The sequence below is a fragment of the Pseudomonas sp. P5_152 genome, from assembly GCF_033989915.1.
Classification (GTDB): domain Bacteria; phylum Pseudomonadota; class Gammaproteobacteria; order Pseudomonadales; family Pseudomonadaceae; genus Aquipseudomonas.
Genome location: NZ_JASFAH010000002.1, coordinates 2,766,101 through 2,784,050, shown reverse-complemented (window position 1 = coordinate 2,784,050; position 17,950 = coordinate 2,766,101). Strand labels below are relative to the sequence as shown.

Annotated in this window: 15 protein-coding genes and 1 pseudogene; 11 read left to right on the top strand and 5 right to left on the bottom strand. The window is 60.7% G+C overall.

Annotated elements, in window-relative coordinates; all coding sequences use genetic code 11:
* Positions 1–6 precede the first annotated feature (6 nt).
* On the top strand, positions 7–222 hold the full coding sequence (locus QMK50_RS12750; protein ID WP_003213899.1) for a TOBE domain-containing protein: 216 nt from the start codon (positions 7–9) through the stop codon (positions 220–222).
* Positions 223–271: 49 nt separating this feature from the next.
* Here QMK50_RS12750 and QMK50_RS12745 read toward each other — a convergent pair whose 3' ends face one another.
* Both QMK50_RS12745 and QMK50_RS12740 read right to left on the bottom strand, forming a co-directional pair.
* Entirely contained in the window at positions 272–922 is a 651-nt protein-coding gene (locus tag QMK50_RS12745) for a TetR/AcrR family transcriptional regulator (RefSeq protein ID WP_095164695.1), read from the bottom strand.
* Positions 923–1,151: 229 nt separating this feature from the next.
* Entirely contained in the window at positions 1,152–2,528 is a 1,377-nt protein-coding gene (locus QMK50_RS12740; protein ID WP_320333231.1) for a glutamine synthetase family protein, read from the bottom strand.
* Between the two features lie 278 nt (positions 2,529–2,806).
* On the opposite strand from QMK50_RS12740, the pseudogene QMK50_RS12735 reads away from it, so the two are divergent.
* From QMK50_RS12735 to QMK50_RS12700, 8 genes and pseudogenes are all read left to right on the top strand, one after another.
* Positions 2,807–3,103, top strand: a pseudogene (locus tag QMK50_RS12735) (gamma-glutamyl-gamma-aminobutyrate hydrolase family protein); the annotation flags it as partial.
* A gap of 161 nt (positions 3,104–3,264) precedes the next feature.
* Positions 3,265–4,623, top strand: coding sequence for a glutamine synthetase family protein (locus tag QMK50_RS12730; RefSeq protein ID WP_095164694.1), 1,359 nt, complete (start codon positions 3,265–3,267; stop codon positions 4,621–4,623).
* A gap of 55 nt (positions 4,624–4,678) precedes the next feature.
* Positions 4,679–6,043: an aspartate aminotransferase family protein gene (locus QMK50_RS12725; RefSeq protein WP_159998479.1), complete on the top strand. Its 1,365-nt coding sequence runs from the start codon at positions 4,679–4,681 to the stop codon at positions 6,041–6,043.
* A 168-nt stretch (positions 6,044–6,211) separates the two neighbouring features.
* Entirely contained in the window at positions 6,212–7,324 is a 1,113-nt protein-coding gene (locus QMK50_RS12720; protein WP_095164692.1) for a polyamine ABC transporter substrate-binding protein, read from the top strand.
* 258 nt (positions 7,325–7,582) lie between these two features.
* Entirely contained in the window at positions 7,583–8,677 is a 1,095-nt protein-coding gene (locus tag QMK50_RS12715) for a polyamine ABC transporter substrate-binding protein (RefSeq protein WP_095164690.1), read from the top strand.
* A 74-nt stretch (positions 8,678–8,751) separates the two neighbouring features.
* Positions 8,752–9,894 carry an ABC transporter ATP-binding protein gene (locus QMK50_RS12710; protein ID WP_095164689.1) on the top strand — a complete coding sequence of 381 codons (1,143 nt, stop codon included), beginning with the start codon at positions 8,752–8,754 and terminating at the stop codon, positions 9,892–9,894.
* Between the two features lie 35 nt (positions 9,895–9,929).
* A complete protein-coding gene (locus QMK50_RS12705) occupies positions 9,930–10,811 on the top strand; it encodes an ABC transporter permease subunit (protein ID WP_174244642.1) in 882 nt (293 codons plus the stop codon).
* Positions 10,808–11,698, top strand: a complete 891-nt coding sequence (locus QMK50_RS12700) for an ABC transporter permease subunit (protein ID WP_095164687.1) — start codon at positions 10,808–10,810, stop codon at positions 11,696–11,698. Before QMK50_RS12705 ends, QMK50_RS12700 begins: the two co-directional genes overlap by 4 nt.
* Before the next feature lie 240 nt (positions 11,699–11,938).
* On the opposite strand, the gene QMK50_RS12695 is transcribed toward QMK50_RS12700, so the two are convergent.
* Entirely contained in the window at positions 11,939–12,580 is a 642-nt protein-coding gene (locus tag QMK50_RS12695) for an HD domain-containing protein (RefSeq protein WP_320333229.1), read from the bottom strand.
* 239 nt (positions 12,581–12,819) lie between these two features.
* Between QMK50_RS12695 and QMK50_RS12690 the strand changes: the two genes are divergently transcribed.
* On the top strand, positions 12,820–13,785 hold the full coding sequence (locus QMK50_RS12690; protein WP_320333228.1) for a GlxA family transcriptional regulator: 966 nt from the start codon (positions 12,820–12,822) through the stop codon (positions 13,783–13,785).
* Between the two features lie 33 nt (positions 13,786–13,818).
* Here QMK50_RS12690 and QMK50_RS12685 read toward each other — a convergent pair whose 3' ends face one another.
* Together QMK50_RS12685 and QMK50_RS12680 are read right to left on the bottom strand one after the other, a co-directional pair.
* Entirely contained in the window at positions 13,819–16,218 is a 2,400-nt protein-coding gene (locus QMK50_RS12685) for a penicillin acylase family protein (RefSeq protein ID WP_159998470.1), read from the bottom strand.
* A gap of 103 nt (positions 16,219–16,321) precedes the next feature.
* Positions 16,322–16,900, bottom strand: a complete 579-nt coding sequence (locus QMK50_RS12680) for a DUF6436 domain-containing protein (RefSeq protein WP_159998468.1) — start codon at positions 16,898–16,900, stop codon at positions 16,322–16,324.
* Between the two features lie 96 nt (positions 16,901–16,996).
* Between QMK50_RS12680 and QMK50_RS12675 the strand changes: the two genes are divergently transcribed.
* Positions 16,997–17,944, top strand: a complete 948-nt coding sequence (locus QMK50_RS12675) for an alpha/beta hydrolase (protein ID WP_320333227.1) — start codon at positions 16,997–16,999, stop codon at positions 17,942–17,944.
* Positions 17,945–17,950 lie beyond the last annotated feature (6 nt).

Below are 17,950 nucleotides of genomic sequence, written 5' to 3'. Positions count from 1 at the left end.
ACCCTCATGACTATCAAAGCCATCAACGTTCGCAACCAGTTCAAAGGCACCATCAAGGAAATCGTCGAAGGCGATGTGTTGTCGGAAATCGACGTGCAAACCGCTTCCGGTATCGTCACCTCGGTGATCACCACCCGCTCGGTCAAGGAGCTGGAACTGGTGATCGGCAGCGAAGTGATCGCCTTCGTAAAGTCCACCGAGGTCTCGATCGCCAAGTTGTAAGCCGTGCGCTACGAACAACCCCGAAGGGTGTGAGCCCTTCGGGGTTTTTTTATGGGCTTGCTGGGGGATTACCAGCGCGTTTAGGCAGGTAAGGCGGCAGATACAACCCCAGGTACGCATCAAACACCCGCATCCCTTCCTCCGCCATGCGCGGGGTGATCTGCCCATGCTGCTGCACCGAGCGCGCATACACCCGATCACCCAGCTCCATGGCCAGGGCAAACACGTCGACGTCGGTGGGCAGCGCTGGCAGTGCAAAGTGCTGGTCGAAGAGGGTGTGCATCAGGTCGCCCAGTTCGAGGTCGTGCTGGCGGTCGGCCTGAGTGACTTCGGTGAGCCCGTGCTGGGCCAGGATCAACTGGCGGGCGGCGGCGTCTTCGCTGTAGATCTGCAGCATGCGTTGCTCGACCAGTCGCGACAGGTCACGCCAGCCACTGAGGGTGTCATGGTCGATAGGCGCTTGCAGGCAGGCGCGGAACGCGGCGTGGACGTCGGCCGTCAGGGCTTCGAGCAAGGCCGGGACGCTGGCGAAGAAATGGTAGACGGAGGAGGGCGGGATCTCCGCGCGCTCGGCGACACTGTAGATCGACAAACTGGCCACGCCTTCGGCGGCCAGCAGTGTGCGGGCGGCATCGAGGATCGAATCGATTCGCGCCTGGCTGCGGGCGCGGGGTTTACGAAGAGTGGCGGGCCGGGTCATTGAAGTCTCCTGCAGGGCAGGGGGCATTGTACGAGTCGGGTTGTGTGTTGTCTCGTCGGCCGCCATCGCGAGCAAGGATCTGCTACGCACGCAGTATCCGGGTGCTAAACAAGGCCCTGTGGGAGCGAGCTTGCTCGCGATGGCGGCGCTCCGACGATTCGCCAAAGGCGGCCATAAAAAAACGCCATCGGCCAATTAGGCACGATGGCGTTTTTTTTACTGCAACCGCTTACACGGTATGCAGGTACCAGTTGTACTCGAGGTCGGAGATGGAGTGTTCGAACTCCTCCAGCTCGCTCTCTTTACAGGCCACGAAGATATCGATGTATTTCGGATCGATGTACCTGGCCATGACTTCGCTGTCGTCCAGCTCGCGCAATGCATCGCGCAGGTTGTTCGGCAGGCTCTGCTCGTTCTGCTCGTAGCTGTTGCCTTCCACTGGTGCGCCAGGCTCGATCTTGTTGACCAGGCCGTGGTGCACGCCTGCCAGGACCGAAGCCATCAGCAGGTACGGGTTGGCATCGGCGCCGGCCACACGGTGTTCGATGCGCACGGCATCGGAGGAACCGGTTGGCACACGAATCGCCACGGTGCGGTTGTCCAGGCCCCAGCACGGCGAGTTCGGCACGTAGAACTGTGCGCCGAAACGACGGTAGGAGTTGACGTTCGGGCAGAGGAAAGCCATCTGCGCCGGTAGGGTCTCGAGCACACCGCCGATCGCGTGACGCAGTGCGGCGTTCTGCTCGGGATCCTCACTGGCAAAAATATTCTTGCCGTCTTTATCAAGGATCGAGATGTGGACGTGCAGACCGTTACCCGCCTGGCCTGGGTAAGGCTTGGCCATGAAGGTGGTGTCCATCTCATGGTCGTAGGCGATGTTCTTGATCAGACGCTTGAGCAGTACCGCGTAGTCGCAGGCCTTGATCGGGTCGGCAACGTGGTGCAGGTTGACTTCGAACTGCGCCGGAGCACTTTCCTTGACGATGGCGTCAGCCGGGATACCTTGCTCCTTCGCACCTTCCAGGATGTCCTGGAGGCAGTCGACGTATTCGTCGAGGTCGTCGATCAGGTAGACCTGTGTCGAGTGCGGGCGTTTGCCGGAAACCGGCGAGCGAGGGGGTTGCGGGCGACCGTTCACGTTCTCCTGGTCGATCAGGTAGAACTCCAGTTCGAAGGCGGCGCAGATAGTCAGGCCCATTTCGTCAAACTTGCGCACTACATTGGCCAGTACTTCACGCGGGTCGGCGAAGAATGGCTCACCTTCGAGTTCGTGCATGGTCATCAACAGTTGCGCGGTAGGGCGCTTTTGCCAAGGCTCATTGCACAGGGTGTCGGGGATTGGATAGCAGATTCGGTCAGCATCGCCGATGTCCAGGCCCAGGCCGGTGCTTTCCACCGTCGAACCATTGATATCCAGAGCAAATAGAGAGGCCGGCAGGTTGATGCCTTTCTCGTAAACCTTGTGGAGACTGGTGCGTTCGATGCGCTTGCCGCGCACCACACCATTCATATCCGCAATCAGAAGGTCAACGTACAGAACCTCAGGATGTTCCTTAAGGAACGCGTTCGCTTCGTTAAGCTGAACGGCACGCGGGGGTACCGACATGATGCAACACCTTTGTTGTTAAAAATATCAATCATTGATCTTTTCAGATTCCAGTCAACCCGAACGGCATGCCGAAGTCAAGCGAGGCCTTTTTTGCCCTAAAAAAGCGCTCGAAGGGCATTTTTGAGGCAGTTTGGGGCGTTTTGATCCCTTTCCCTTCGTTGCCGCCCGCAGGCTTGAGCGGGCCGTGTTGTATTTTTTACGGGGGTGTTGTGTAAAAAAATGAACAAGGCTAAGCTCGAATCAAACCCATAACAGCAATAATACCGGGGTGCTTCATGTCTCGCCTGCCGTCAATCGGCGTGACCACCTGCTCCAGGCAGATCGGTCTGCATGCGTGCCACATCAGTGGCGACACGTCCGTCCGCGCGGCGGCCAAGGGCCTGCCGGCGTTGCCGGAGCAGCTATCCCCGTCCGATATTCTGGACGTTGTGGAACCCCCTCTCTTTAGTGGCACTTCCTCCAATATAGATCCTGTTCACTATAGCGGTCCTGCGAGTACGCCGGGAACTGCTCATGATTCTGCACGCGTTGCCACTCCCTGCCCATTGATTCGCGCCGGCGTTGGTGTTCCTGCACGCACGGCTTTTGCTGCAAGTGTGCAAACCAGGCCCCAATGGCAGGTAAGCTTTAACCCGCATGGCTTGGCCATGGCCCAGACACGACAACGCGACGCGGATGCGTCAAACATCGCCTGACTCTTAATGAAGTCAGGACACTCAGCCCAGAGGCATTTATGAGTAACAACCTCGACCAGCTCACCGATTGGTTGAAAGACCACAAGATCACAGAAGTCGAATGCATGATCGCCGACTTGACCGGGATCACCCGCGGCAAGATTTCGCCGACCAACAAGTTCATTGCCGAAAAAGGCATGCGCCTGCCCGAGAGTGTGCTGCTGCAAACAGTGACGGGCGACTATGTCGAAGACGACATCTATTACGAGCTGCTCGACCCGGCCGACATCGACATGATCTGCCGTCCCGACCAGAACGCAGTGTTCCTCGTGCCCTGGGCCATCGAGCCGACCGCCCAGGTGATCCACGACACCTACGACAAGCAGGGCAACCCGATCGAGCTGTCGCCGCGCAACGTGCTCAAGAAGGTCCTCAAACTCTATGCCGACAAGGGCTGGCAGCCGATCGTGGCGCCGGAAATGGAGTTTTACCTGACCAAGCGCAGCGACGACCCGGACTATCCGCTGCAACCGCCGATCGGCCGTTCCGGGCGTCCGGAGATCGGTCGCCAGTCGTTCTCCATTGAAGCCGCCAACGAATTCGACCCGTTGTTCGAAGACGTCTACGACTGGTGCGAACTGCAGGAGCTGGACCTGGACACGCTGATCCACGAGGACGGCACGGCGCAGATGGAAATCAACTTCCGTCACGGTGACGCACTGTCCCTGGCCGACCAGATCCTGGTGTTCAAGCGCACCATGCGCGAAGCCGCGCTCAAGCACGACGTGGCCGCGACGTTCATGGCCAAGCCGATGACGGGCGAGCCGGGCAGCGCCATGCACCTGCACCAGAGCATCATCGACATCGAGACTGGCAAGAACGTCTTCTCCAATGAAGACGGGACCATGAGCCAGCTGTTCCTCAATCACATTGGTGGCCTGCAGAAGTTCATCCCTGAACTGCTGCCGCTGTTCGCCCCCAACGTCAACTCGTTCCGCCGCTTCCTGCCGGACACCTCGGCACCGGTCAACGTGGAATGGGGCGAAGAGAACCGCACCGTGGGCCTGCGGGTTCCGGATGCGGGGCCACAGAACCGTCGGGTGGAAAACCGCCTGCCGGGCGCCGACGCCAACCCGTACCTGGCGATTGCCGCGAGCCTGTTGTGCGGCTACATCGGCATGGTCGAAGGCCTCAACCCAAGCGCCCCGGTAGTTGGACGTGGTTACGAGCGACGCAACCTGCGTCTGCCGTTGACCATCGAAGACGCCCTGGAGCGTATGGAAAACAGCAAGACCATCGAGAAATACCTGGGTCACAACTTCATCACTGGCTACGTCGCGGTCAAGCGGGCCGAGCATGAAAACTTCAAGCGCGTGATCAGTTCGTGGGAACGGGAATTCCTGCTATTCGCCGTCTGACACGCCGGGTGCGGCCCACCAGCCGCACCCTCACCTCACTAGGAAGGAGCGCTTTATGACTAGCAACAACCCGCAAACCCGTGAATGGCAAAGCCTGAGCAACGACCATCACCTGGCGCCGTTCAGTGACTTCAAGCAGCTCAAGGAAAAAGGCCCGCGCATCATCACCAGCGCCAAGGGCGTTTACCTGTGGGACAGCGAAGGCAACAAGATCCTCGACGGCATGGCCGGCCTGTGGTGCGTGGCCATCGGCTACGGTCGCGACGAACTGGCGGACGCCGCCAGCAAACAGATGCGCGAGCTGCCGTACTACAACCTGTTCTTCCAGACCGCTCACCCACCGGTGCTGGAACTGGCCAAGGCGATTGCCGACATTGCCCCGCAAGGCATGAACCACGTGTTCTTCACCGGTTCCGGCTCCGAAGGCAACGACACCATGCTGCGTATGGTTCGCCACTACTGGGCGATCAAGGGCCAGCCGAACAAGAAAGTCATCATCAGCCGCAAAAACGGCTACCACGGTTCGACCGTGGCCGGCGCCAGCCTGGGCGGCATGACCTATATGCACGAACAGGGCGACTTGCCGATCCCGGGCATCGTGCACATTCCGCAACCCTACTGGTTCGGTGAAGGTGGCGACATGACCCCGGAAGAATTCGGGATCTGGGCTGCCAACCAGTTGGAAGAAAAGATTCTCGAAGTCGGTGTCGACAACGTCGGCGCCTTTATTGCCGAGCCGATCCAGGGCGCCGGCGGTGTGATCGTGCCGCCTGAAAGCTACTGGCCGCGCATCAAGGAAATCCTCGCCAAGTACGACATCCTGTTCGTCGCCGATGAGGTGATTTGTGGTTTCGGCCGCACCGGTGAGTGGTTCGGTTCCGATTTCTACGACCTCAAGCCCGACATGATGACCATCGCCAAGGGCCTGACCTCAGGCTACATCCCTATGGGTGGCCTGATCGTGCGTGACAGCGTGGTCGAGGTACTCAACGAGGGCGGTGATTTCAACCACGGCTTTACCTACTCCGGTCACCCGGTGGCAGCAGCAGTGGCCCTGGAAAACATCCGCATCATGCGCGACGAAAAAATTATCGAGCGCGTCCACGCAGAAACGGCACCGTATTTGCAAAAGCGTCTGCGTGAGCTGAACGACCACCCTTTGGTGGGCGAAGTTCGCGGAGTAGGGCTGTTGGGGGCAATCGAACTGGTTCAGGACAAGGCCACGCGCAAACGTTACGAAGGCAAGGGTGTGGGCATGATCTGCCGGCAGTTCTGCTTCGACAACGGGCTGATCATGCGCGCAGTGGGCGACACCATGATCATCGCTCCGCCGCTGGTGATCACACCGGCAGAAATCGATGAGCTGGTGGCCAAGGCACGCAAGTGCCTGGACCTGACCCTGAGTGTGTTGCAGGGCTAAGTGCTAGGCTCTGAGCGGGAGTTGTATGAACTTTCGCTCAGAGCGGTCAGAAAGCTTGGCCTTTCCTTGAAAGACCGCCATGGATGTTGCCAGACTAGCCACGGTTCCAGTCGCCCGGGTTCGGCGCGGAACAGGTGGTTCAAAAAAGAAAAATTTGGAGCATTACGCATGAAGGCACTCGGTAAAAAGCTCGCAGGCAAGACACTCCTTGCCATGTCCCTGATGGGCGTGATGGCGGGCGCGGTTCAGGCAGATGACAAAGTACTGCACGTTTACAACTGGTCCGACTACATTGCGCCGGACACCGTCAAGAAGTTCGAGGCGGAGTCGGGCATCAAGGTTGTCTACGACGTCTTCGACAGTAACGAAACCCTGGAAGCCAAGTTGCTGGCAGGCAAGTCCGGCTACGACATCGTCGTGCCGTCGAACAACTTCCTGGCCAAGCAAATCAAGGCCGGTGTCTACCAGAAGTTGGACAAGTCCAAGCTGCCGAACTGGAAAAACCTCAATACCGACTTGCTCAAGGCCGTTTCGGTCAGCGACCCGGGTAACGAGCACGCCTTCCCGTACATGTGGGGCTCGATCGGCATCGGCTTTAACGCCGAGAAGGTCAAGGCTGCACTGGGTGACGACGCACCGACCAACTCCTGGGACTTGATCTTCAAGCCGGAAAACGCCGCCAAGCTGAAAGCATGCGGGATCAGCGTCCTGGATTCGCCAACCGAGATGATTCCGGTGGCACTGCATTACCTGGGCTACCCAACCGACAGCCAGGATAAAAAACAACTGGCCGAAGCTGAAGCGCTGTTCCTCAAAGTGCGTCCTTCGATCGGCTACTTCCACTCCTCCAAGTACATTTCCGACCTGGCCAACGGCAACATCTGCGTGGCTATCGGTTACTCGGGCGACATCTACCAGGCCAAGACCCGCGCCAGTGAAGCCGGTGACAAGGTCAAGGTCAGCTACAACATTCCCAAAGAAGGTGCAGGCAGCTTCTACGACATGGTCGCCATCCCTAAAGATGCCGAGAACGTCGAAGGCGCCTACAAGTTCATGACCTTCCTGCAGAAGCCGGAAATCATGGCCGAGATTACCAACGCCGTACGCTTCCCGAACGGTAACGCCGCTGCAACCCCACTGGTCGATAAAGACATCACCGGCGACCCGGGTGTTTATCCACCGGCGGACGTCCTGGCCAAGCTGTACGCGATTGCCGACTTGCCGGCTGCGACCCAGCGGATCATGACCCGCAGCTGGACCAAGATCAAATCGGGTAAATAACAAGTAGAACCCTTGTAGGAGCGGGTGCCCGCTTGCGGTTTGCTCGCGATGAACCTGAGAGCGCCGCGGGGTGTCAGGAACCCATCGTTATCGTTGACGACCATCGCGAGCAGGCTCGCTCCCACAGGTGTATCTGCATAAAAGTTTTGCTGGATCGGTTTATCGAGGGTAAGTTGCGCGCCGGTTTTGTTGCCAGGCAGCCATGGCTGTCATGTAACGCTGGGCAACTTGGGCCCAACTATTTCAGAGGACCTCCACTTGCCTATTTCTTTGTTTCGTAAAACCATGCTGATTGGCGCCGGTCTGACACTCGCAGTCAGTGTGCAAGCCGCCCCCACCGTGCATATTTATAACTGGTCGGACTACATCGGCGAATCGACCCTGGCGGACTTCGAAAAAGCCACGGGCATCAAGCCGGTGTATGACGTGTTTGATTCCAACGAAACCCTGGAAGGCAAGTTGCTGGCCGGCCGCACAGGTTATGACGTGGTTGTGCCGTCCAACCACTTCCTGGGCAAGCAGATCAAGGCCGGGGCTTTCCAGAAGCTCGACAAGTCGCAACTGCCCAACTACGCCAACCTCGACCCGGTGCTGCTCAAGCGCCTGGAACAGAACGACCCGGGCAACTTGTACGCCGTGCCGTACCTGTGGGGTACCAACGGCATCGGTTACAACGTCGACAAGATCAAGGCGGTACTGGGGGTCGACAAGATCGATTCCTGGGCAGCGGTATTCGAGCCCCAAAACATCAAGAAACTGCAAAGCTGTGGCGTCGCGTTCCTCGACTCCGCCGATGAAATGATGCCCACAGTCCTCAACTACATGGGCCTGGATGCCAACAGCACCAACCCTGCCGATTACAAGAAGGCCGAAGCCAAGTTGCTCGCGGTGCGGCCTTACGTGACGTACTTCCACTCCTCCAAATACATCGCGGACCTGGCCAACGGCGACATCTGCGTGGCCATCGGGTTCTCTGGCGACATGTTCCAGGCCAAGGCCCGGGCAGCAGAGGCCGGCAAAGGCGTGAACATCGCCTACTCGATCCCGAAAGAGGGCGGTGCCCTGTGGTTCGACATGCTGGCGATTCCCAAGGATTCGTCCAACGTCAAAGAAGCCCATGCCTTCATCAACTACTTGCTCAAGCCTGAGGTGATTGCCCAGGTCAGCGATTACGTGGGCTATGCCAACCCGAACCCGGGGTCGGACAAATTGATGGAACAGTCGATCCGCGAAGACGAGTCGGTGTATCCGCCCCAGGCGGTCCTCGACAAGACCTACGTGTCGATCGAGCTGCCACCGAACATTCAACGTTTGATGACCCGCAGCTGGACCAAGGTCAAGTCGGGTAAATAGTGACAAAGGCTCAAACTATCCAAGGGTTCGCCCGTATTGGGCGAACCGCACTCTTTTTGTTGGGAGTTTCGTAAATGGCAGTTGCCTCCGGCGCCTACAAGAAAGCCCTCGAGGGCGACCAGACACCTAAACAGGTGCTGGTCAAAATCGACCGGGTCACGAAGAAGTTCGACGAGACGATTGCCGTGGACGATGTGTCCCTGGAAATCAAGAAAGGCGAAATCTTCGCCTTGCTCGGCGGTTCGGGTTCGGGCAAATCGACCTTGCTGCGCATGCTCGCCGGTTTCGAGCGTCCGACCGAGGGGCGGATTTTCCTCGACGGCGTGGACATCACCGATATGCCGCCGTACGAGCGGCCGATCAACATGATGTTCCAGTCCTACGCGCTGTTCCCGCACATGACCGTGGCACAGAACATCGCCTTCGGCCTCAAGCAGGACAAGATCCCGGCCGCCGAAGTCGACGCCCGGGTGGCCGAGATGCTCAAGCTGGTGCAGATGAGCCAGTACGCCAAGCGCAAGCCGCACCAGCTCTCCGGTGGCCAGCGCCAGCGTGTCGCCTTGGCCCGCTCCCTGGCCAAGCGGCCGAAACTGCTGCTGCTCGACGAACCGATGGGCGCCCTCGACAAGAAACTGCGTTCGCAGATGCAACTGGAGTTGGTGGAGATCATCGAGCGGGTCGGCGTGACCTGCGTCATGGTGACCCACGACCAGGAAGAGGCCATGACCATGGCCGAGCGCATCGCGATCATGCACCTGGGCTGGATTGCCCAGATCGGCAGCCCGATCGACATCTACGAAACCCCGACCAGCCGCCTGGTCTGCGAATTCATCGGCAACGTCAACATCTTCGAAGGTGAAGTGGTGGACGACGCCGAGGGCCATGCGCTGATCACCTGCAAGGACCTGGACCGCAACATCTACGTCGGCCACGGCATCAGCACCTCGGTGCAAGACAAGTCGGTGACCTACGCGATTCGTCCGGAAAAACTGCTGGTCACTGCCGATATGCCGACCTGCGAGCACAACTGGTCGAGCGGCAAGGTCCACGACATCGCCTACCTGGGCGGGCACTCGGTGTTCTACGTCGAATTGCCGAGCGGCAAGCTGGTGCAATCGTTCGTGGCCAACGCCGAGCGCCGGGGCCAGCGTCCGACCTGGGGTGACCAGGTCTACGTCTGGTGGGAAGACGACAGCGGCGTGGTACTGCGCTCATGAACATGCGAAAACTCAAGCGTCGACTCAGTCGAATAATTCCCGGTGGCCGCCAGTTGGTCATCGGCGTTCCTTTCCTGTGGCTGTTCCTGTTTTTCATGTTGCCGTTCTTCATCGTGTTGAAGATCAGCTTCGCCGAAGCAGACGTGGCCATTCCGCCGTACACCGAGATCTACAGCTTCGTTGAGCAGAAGCTGCAGGTGCTGCTCAACCTGGGCAACTACGCGATGCTCAGCGAGGATGAGCTGTACATTGCCGCTTACCTCGGTTCGTTGAAGATGGCGCTGATCAGCACCATTTTGTGCCTGTTGATCGGCTACCCGATGGCCTACGCCATCGCCAGTGCGCGCAAGGAAATGCAGACCGTCCTGGTACTGCTGATCATGATGCCGACCTGGACCGCGATCCTGATCCGCGTGTATGCGTGGATGGGCATCCTCAGCAACAACGGCCTGCTCAACGGCTTCCTGATGAGCATGGGCTTTATCGATGAGCCGCTGCAGATCCTCAACACCAACCTGGCGGTCTATATCGGCGTGGTCTATTCCTACCTGCCGTTCATGATCCTGCCGCTCTATGCCAACCTGGTAAAACACGACACCAGCCTGTTGGAAGCCGCGTCCGACCTGGGTTCGAGCACCTTCAACAGCTTCTGGAAAATCACCATCCCGCTGTCGAAGAACGGCATCATCGCCGGCTGCATGCTGGTGTTCATCCCGGTGGTGGGTGAGTTCGTGATCCCGGAACTGCTGGGCGGTCCGGAAACCCTGATGATCGGTAAAGTGCTCTGGCAAGAGTTCTTCAACAACCGTGACTGGCCGGTGGCGTCCGCCCTGGCGGTGGTGATGCTGGCGATCCTGATTGTGCCGATCATCCTGTTCAACCGCAGTCAGGCCAAGGAAATGGAGGGTAAAGAATGAAGCGCTTCCGTTTCTCCAGCCTGATGCTGGTAGTGGGTCTGTTGTTCATCTACCTGCCGATGCTGATCCTGGTGATCTACTCGTTCAACGCCTCGAAACTGGTGACGGTGTGGGGCGGCTGGTCGATCAAGTGGTACGTCGGCCTGCTGGATAACAGCCAACTGATGGGCTCAGTGGTGCGCTCGCTGGAAATCGCCTGCTACACCGCGATTGCCGCGGTGGCGCTGGGGACCCTGGCGGCATTCGTGCTGACCCGGATCACCCACTTCAAGGGCCGTACGCTGTTCGGCGGCCTGGTCACCGCGCCGTTGGTGATGCCGGAAGTGATCACCGGTCTGTCGCTGTTGCTGCTGTTCGTGGCCATGGCGCAGATGATTGGCTGGCCCCAGGAGCGGGGCATCGTCACCATCTGGATCGCCCACACCACGTTCTGTGCCGCCTATGTGGCGGTGGTGGTGTCGGCACGCCTGCGTGAGCTGGACCTGTCGATCGAAGAGGCAGCCATGGACCTGGGCGCGCGGCCATGGAAGGTGTTCTTCCTGATCACCATCCCGATGATTGCGCCTTCGCTGGCAGCGGGCGGCATGATGTCGTTTGCCCTGTCGCTGGACGACCTGGTATTGGCCAGCTTCGTCTCGGGCCCGGGTTCCACCACCCTGCCGATGGAAGTGTTCTCGGCGGTGCGCCTGGGGGTCAAACCCGAGATCAACGCCGTGGCCAGCCTGATCCTGTTGGCGGTGTCGATCGTCACGTTCCTGGTCTGGTTCTTCAGCCGCCGCGCCGAAGAAAACCGCAAGCGGGCGATCCAGCAGGCCATCGAAGAAAGTGCTGCCGACTCCTGGAAACAGCCGGACGCACGTCGGGCCCAGGCGCCGGAAGCGGCTTGATTCGGGAGGGTTGACCACAATCCTGTGGTCAACCCTCTACCCCGCATACACCCATCAACCCTGTGGGAGCGAGCCTGCTCGCGAAGGACGTCAGGACACCGCGCTAAGCCTGGCTTGGCGCGTCATCGTTGACGACCATCGCGGGCAAGCCCGCTCCCACAGTGGTTTTTGGTGCTCACATTTCCTGCACACCCTCAGTAGTTTTTGCTGCTCACGGATCCCGCATACACCCACCGTTGTTTACGAGACCCAAGGGGATTGGCGGATGACCTGGACGAAGTTCATCGGCTGGAACCCCGGCTCCTGATCCACCAGTACATCCGTCTTGACGTTGCCGAAGGTCGTCTGAGGACGATGGCGCAAGCCGTCGGCAAAGGCGCAGATGATGCACTCCTTGAACCCTTCACCCCGTGGGTGGGCATGCACCACCGCGCTGCGCTGCGTGCTGGTAAAGGCCGCGTAGTCCAGGCCCAGCACGTCCATCTCGACTCCGGCGGTCACCAGTGCGACGGTCGGGCGCAGGTGCTTGGGCACGCCGGGGGTGGTGTGCAGGGCGATCGACAGCCAGACCTGCTCGATGTCGTCATCGCTCAAGCCATAGGGTTTGAGAAAGGCCGCTGCGGCGTTGGCGCCGTCGACTTCAAAACGCTCATCGTCACTGCGATACCCAGCCACCAGGCCGAGGTCATGGAACATCGCGCCGACGTACAGCAACTGCGGATCGTAGGCCAACTGCTGGCGTTCGCCGCTCAAGGCACCGAACAGGAATACCCGGCGTGAGTGGTGGTACAGCAAGTCGGATTCGACGTCGCGGATGTACTCGGTGGTGGCTTTGGCCAATGCGCTGTCAGGAATCTTGATGCCGGCAATGGTGGTGCTCATGGGAGTTTCCTCATGGTGAGCGCCATGGCGGCGCTGAGGTCACCAGTCTGTTCGCCCCCCTGAAACCGGACAATCGATCCATGGCTGCAATCCCGGCCAATGAGCATGCATATCGCGCCAGCCTCGCTTGTTGGGCCTGGATTGGCTAAGTTTGAATCCAGGTTCTACGCATGCCTGTAGCTGCTACAGATCGTGTGATGGCCGATTTTCATTTCAATACCTGGAAGGCGAATTTTGCCATGAGTAAAACCGTTGCCATCGTGGTGTTCTCCGGCGTCCAGGCGCTGGACGTGACCGGCCCCATGGATGTGTTTTCCGAGGCCAACCGCTTTCTCGAGCCCGAGGAGCATTACCAGTTACAGGTGATCGGCGTCGAACAGGGTCTGCTGCCATGTTCCAACGGCCTGACCCTGCAGGCTCACCAGCACTTCAGCGCGGCGCTGCAGGCCTACGACTTGCTGCTGGTAGCCGGTGGGCCGCAATTGCCCTTTGTCGATTTTGGTCCGGCGTTCGACCATTGGCTGCGCGATGCCAGCGCCCGGGCCCGGCGCTTTGGCTCGATCTGCAACGGCGCCTTCCTGCTGGCCCGCGCGGGATTGCTCGACGGCAGGACGGTCACCACCCATTGGGGCGATGCCGCGGCGTTGGCGGCACTGTGCCCGACTACCCGCGTCGAGGCCGACCGGTTGTATGTCGAGGACGGCGAGCTGTTCACTTCGGCCGGGGTCACGGCCGGGATCGACCTGTCGCTGTACCTGCTGGCAAAGGACCACGGTCCGCAGGTGGCCTTGAGCGTGGCCAAGCGCCTGGTGGTGTTTACCCAGCGCGCGGGCGGGCAGTCGCAGTTCAGCCCGTTCCTCACGCCCTATGCCGAGGAAATCTCGCCGGTGGCGCGGGTCCAGCATTACGTGATGGCGAACCTTACGGGCGACCTGGCCATTGTCGACCTGGCAGTGGCGGCGAACATGAGTGCGCGCAACTTCTCCCGGGTGTTCACCCGAGAGGCCGGAGTGACCCCGGCCGAGTTCGTGGAGCAGGCGCGGGTGGACGCCGCCCGGGTGATGCTGGAAAGCTCGCGGGCGGCACTCAAGACCGTCGCTTACCAGTGTGGATTTCGCGATGCCCAGCACATGCGCAGCGTGTTCAATCGACGCCTGGGCGTGACGCCGCTGCAGTTCCGGCTGAACTTTTCGTCGGTGCTTTGAGAGGCTGCGCCTGCCCGCCGTGTGCCTGCAACGTCAACGCGCCGGCAATAGCTTCAAGGTGCTGCGAGTATTGGCGGTCACTTCTTCCTCGCTGAAATGCGCCTGGTGGTAGACACCCTCGATGTACGCCTCGGCCTGGTCTTGATAGTGCGCATCGAACGGCACACCGCTCTGGCCGATCGGGTTGATGGTCAGGCCGTGGGCCGGGTCGGCGAAATCGATGATGCGTCGGGTCGACGGGCCATAGGTCACGGTCCAAGGCGCCGGGCCGATTTTCGCCGAGAGGTTGTTCGGCACCTCGTGACTGCCCGGGGCTTCGAACGGGCCGACGTTAAAAATCCGCTCCAGGGGTTTCTGCGTGCCCAGCGGATGGCCGTGGGTGAGGGTGTGGGCCTTGCCCCATTGCCACTGCGTGGCGTCTGCGCCGAGGGTGGTTTTCAGGTGGGCGATACTGGCGTGCCACGCGGCCTTGACCACGTCGGCACGGGTTTCCTGACCCAGGGTGTCGCGGTTGTCCCACCAAGGGGAATCGGGGTTGGCCGCAAGCCTGGGCAGGGCGGCATCGATCACCCGGGTCGTGAGCAGAGTGTCGAAAAAACTATCGCCCAGTTCATCGTGCAGCGCCCCGTCGGCCAGGTTGAACAGGAACTGATTGAACAGCGTGGCGCTAGTCGACTCCAGCGGGTAATCACCTTGCCAGGCGTTCAGTTGATCCAGCCACTGGCGTTCCTGCGGGTCGCTGACCACCTCGCGCAATACCGGCAGCAACGGCGCCAGCAGGCGTTGACCGTAGGCGGTCGTGGTGCCCAGTTGCAGCTCCTGGGTGTTGTCCAGGTCCCACTTGAGGTTCTTGTCGCTCAGTTGCAGGTTGAGCTGTTGACCGCGATCGGCCAGGTTGTAGTAGCCGGGAATCTCCATGCCGGTCGGTGACAATGGCTGGAAGTTGGCGGAGACGATGTAGCCACGGGCCGGGTTCTCTTCCTGCGGGTTGGCACTGAACGGGTAGAAGCCGTCCTTGTCTGCCTGGTTGCTGCTGCCGTCGAGAATGAAGCCTGGCTTGACCCCTGCCGGACGCTTGGGCAGTTGCGCGGCTGCCCACCAGCCGATATCCCCCTTGGCATTGGCCCAGACGATGTTCAACCCAGGAGCCTGGACCTTGGCGGACGCGGCTCGGGCCTTGGCCAGAGTGTCGGCGCGGTTGAGTTGGTAAAAACCTTCGAGGATCGGGTTCTGGGTATCGAGGAACGCCCACCACATCGCGATTGGGGTCTTGCCGGCGCTGGCGCCCAGGACATCGTTGATGATCGGGCCGTGGGGCGATTGCCGCAGGGTCAGGGTTACGGGGGCCTGGCCCTTGACGGCAATCTGTTGCTCGCTGTTGATCAGGTCGACCCACTTGCCGCGGTACCAGACCTGGTTGGCGTTGTCCGGATTGACCTTCTCGGCGATCAGGTCGAGGTCGTCGTTCTGGAACATCGTCAGGCTCCAGCCGAAGTCCAGGTTGTGGCCAAGGAAGGCAAACGGCACCAGCGCCTGGTGGTGCCCATAGAGTTCGAAACCAGGGGCCGACAGCTGCGCTTCGTACCACACCGAAGGCGTCGCGAAGCGAATGTGCGGGTCGCCGGCCAACAGCGGTTTGCCGCTCTTGGTGCGACTGCCGGCAACTACCCAGGCATTGCTGCCCTCGAATTGCGGCAGGCCGTGCTCGGCCAGTGCCTGCTGGCTGAGGCGGGCAATGGCGTTGAGGTCTTGCCAGTCAGCGCTGCTGAGGGCCGGCGCGCTGCTGTGTTGCTGGGCCAGCACGCCTTTGGGCTGCCAGTCGAGGTCGAAGATATTCAGGTAGTCGTTGCCCAACTGATCGCGCACGTAGGTCAGCAGGGGCTCGGTGCGAAAGGCCGCGGCAAAGCTGTAGGCCATATAGCCGGCGACGCTGATGCTGTCCTGGGCGGTGAACGGCCGCTTGGCGATGCCCAGCACATCGAACTCCACGGGCGCGGCGTGCGTGTCCTGATACTGGTTGATCCCGTCCAGATAGGCCTGCAGGGCCTTCCACGCCGCAGATTCCTTATCCAGCGCGGCCACATAAGTCTCGGCACGCTCGCGAATGCGCAGGCTGCGGAACAGTTTGTCGGTATCCAGCAGCTTGGGCCCGAGCACCTCGGCCAACTCACCCCGGGACAGGCGCCGCATGATTTCCATCTGGAACAGCCGGTCCTGGGCCTGGACATAACCCAGGGCGCGATACAGGTCGATCTCGTTGCCGGCACGCAAGTGCGGGATGCCACGTTCGTCGTAGCGCACGGTCACGGAGCCCTCCAGGTGCTGCAACTGCACCTGACCCTGACGCGATGGTTGTTTGCTGTACACATACCAGCCGGCTGCGGCGGCCAGCAGCACGAGTACCAGGGCCAGTGAGCTCAGGGCGCGTTTCATGGTGACTCCTTGTTCTTGTCAGGGTACCGCCTGTCGGGGCGGTCAACATGTAGCACAGAGCCGGCGCGCCGGGCAGCCACTACTTTGAAAAGTCCGGAATGCCCTAGGGTGCGTCACTGGCCCAAGGACAGTAACAACCCACCGCCAAAGTGTTGATGGCATTCACCGGACGATCGTCGCTCAGGGCCTGCAGGATCGGCTCGATAAAGCTGTTGCTGGAGTTGCAGGTCAGGCCTTCGCTGTAGGGGCCGAAGTACGCCAGTTTGCCGCCGCGGTCCCAGATCGCTACGGCGGGGCTGGCGGGGACTTGCTCGGAGCCTGGGAGGAGTTCGAGGGGTTTGAGGTTGCTCAAGGTGCTGGGCAGTTGGCCCTGGCTGCCGGGCTTTTGCACCGCGTAGAACTGCACGCCTTGTGGCCCGTAGTGCTCGAGCAGTTCGGCGAGGTGCTGTTGATTACCGACGTTGCAGGGGCAGGCCGGGTCCCAGAAATGCACCACGCGAATCGCCCCGGGGCCGGCCAGGTGCTCGGGAAGGCGCAAGGGGTCACCGGAAAACACCGCCGTGTGCGAACTGAAGGCCCGCAGGTAGCGTCCCTGGAACCAGTCATAGGCCGCCCACAGGACGCCGGCGCATAGCAGGGCGAGCAGGGTGGCAAGCAGTGTCGTGCGGGCGTGCGGGCGCATGGGAAAGCTTCCTCGAAGGTCGCGTAGCTTGCCATGCTTGCCGCGACAGAAGAATATCGCAGGCCCATAAAGTCCGTTTCGCGCTGGAATCCCGATATGCCTGCCACCTTCAATGCCGATCATTTGCGCGCCAGCCTGCAAGCCCTGGCCTGCGCGCAGCCGTTGTCGGAGGAGGGCCGGGCCTATCAGCTGTTCTACGGCCTGGACTTTGCGGGCCGTACCCTGCGTACCGGGCTGGGGCGGTTCGAGGTCGATGGTTATGAGCTGGTCAGTCAGTTCTGGTGGCCCGAGCAGGCCAAGGCGACGCTGTTTCTGTTTCACGGTTTCTACGACCACACCGGGCTCTATCGGCATGTGATCGAGTGGGCGCTGGATCAGGGGTTTGCGGTGATTGCCTGCGACCTGCCGGGGCATGGCCTGTCCAGCGGCGAGCGCGCGAGCATCCGCGATTTTGCCGAGTACCAGGACACCCTGCAGGGGCTGTTCGTCGAGGCGCAATCCATCGATTTGCCGCAGCCGTGGCACCTGTGCGGGCAGAGTACCGGCGGGGCGATCGTGATCGATCATGTGCTCAACCAGGGACAAGACAGCCCGGCGCAGGGTCAGGTGGTGCTGCTGTCGCCGCTGGTGCGGCCGCGTGCCTGGGGTTGGTCGCACCTGAGTTACTACCTGCTCAAGCCCTTCGTCAAAGGCATCGCCCGGCGCTTCAGTGAAAACTCCAACGACCCGGCGTTCCTGCCGTTCCTGCAAGCCGACCCGCTGCAACCGCTGCGTCTGCCGACCGCCTGGGTCGGCGCGCTGGCCCGTTGGATCAAGCGTATCGAAGCGGCCCCACGCAGCCACCGGCGGCCGCTGATCATTCAAGGCCAGGCGGACATGACGGTGGATTGGCAGCACAACCTTGAAGTGTTGGCGGGCAAGTTCGATCGGCCCCAGGTGTTGAAGTTGCCCGAGGCTCGGCATCATCTGGCCAATGAAACCCTGGCGTTGCGCCAGGAGTACTTCGGGTTTCTGACCAAGCGGATCAAGGGGCGTAATCCGTAACGCCCC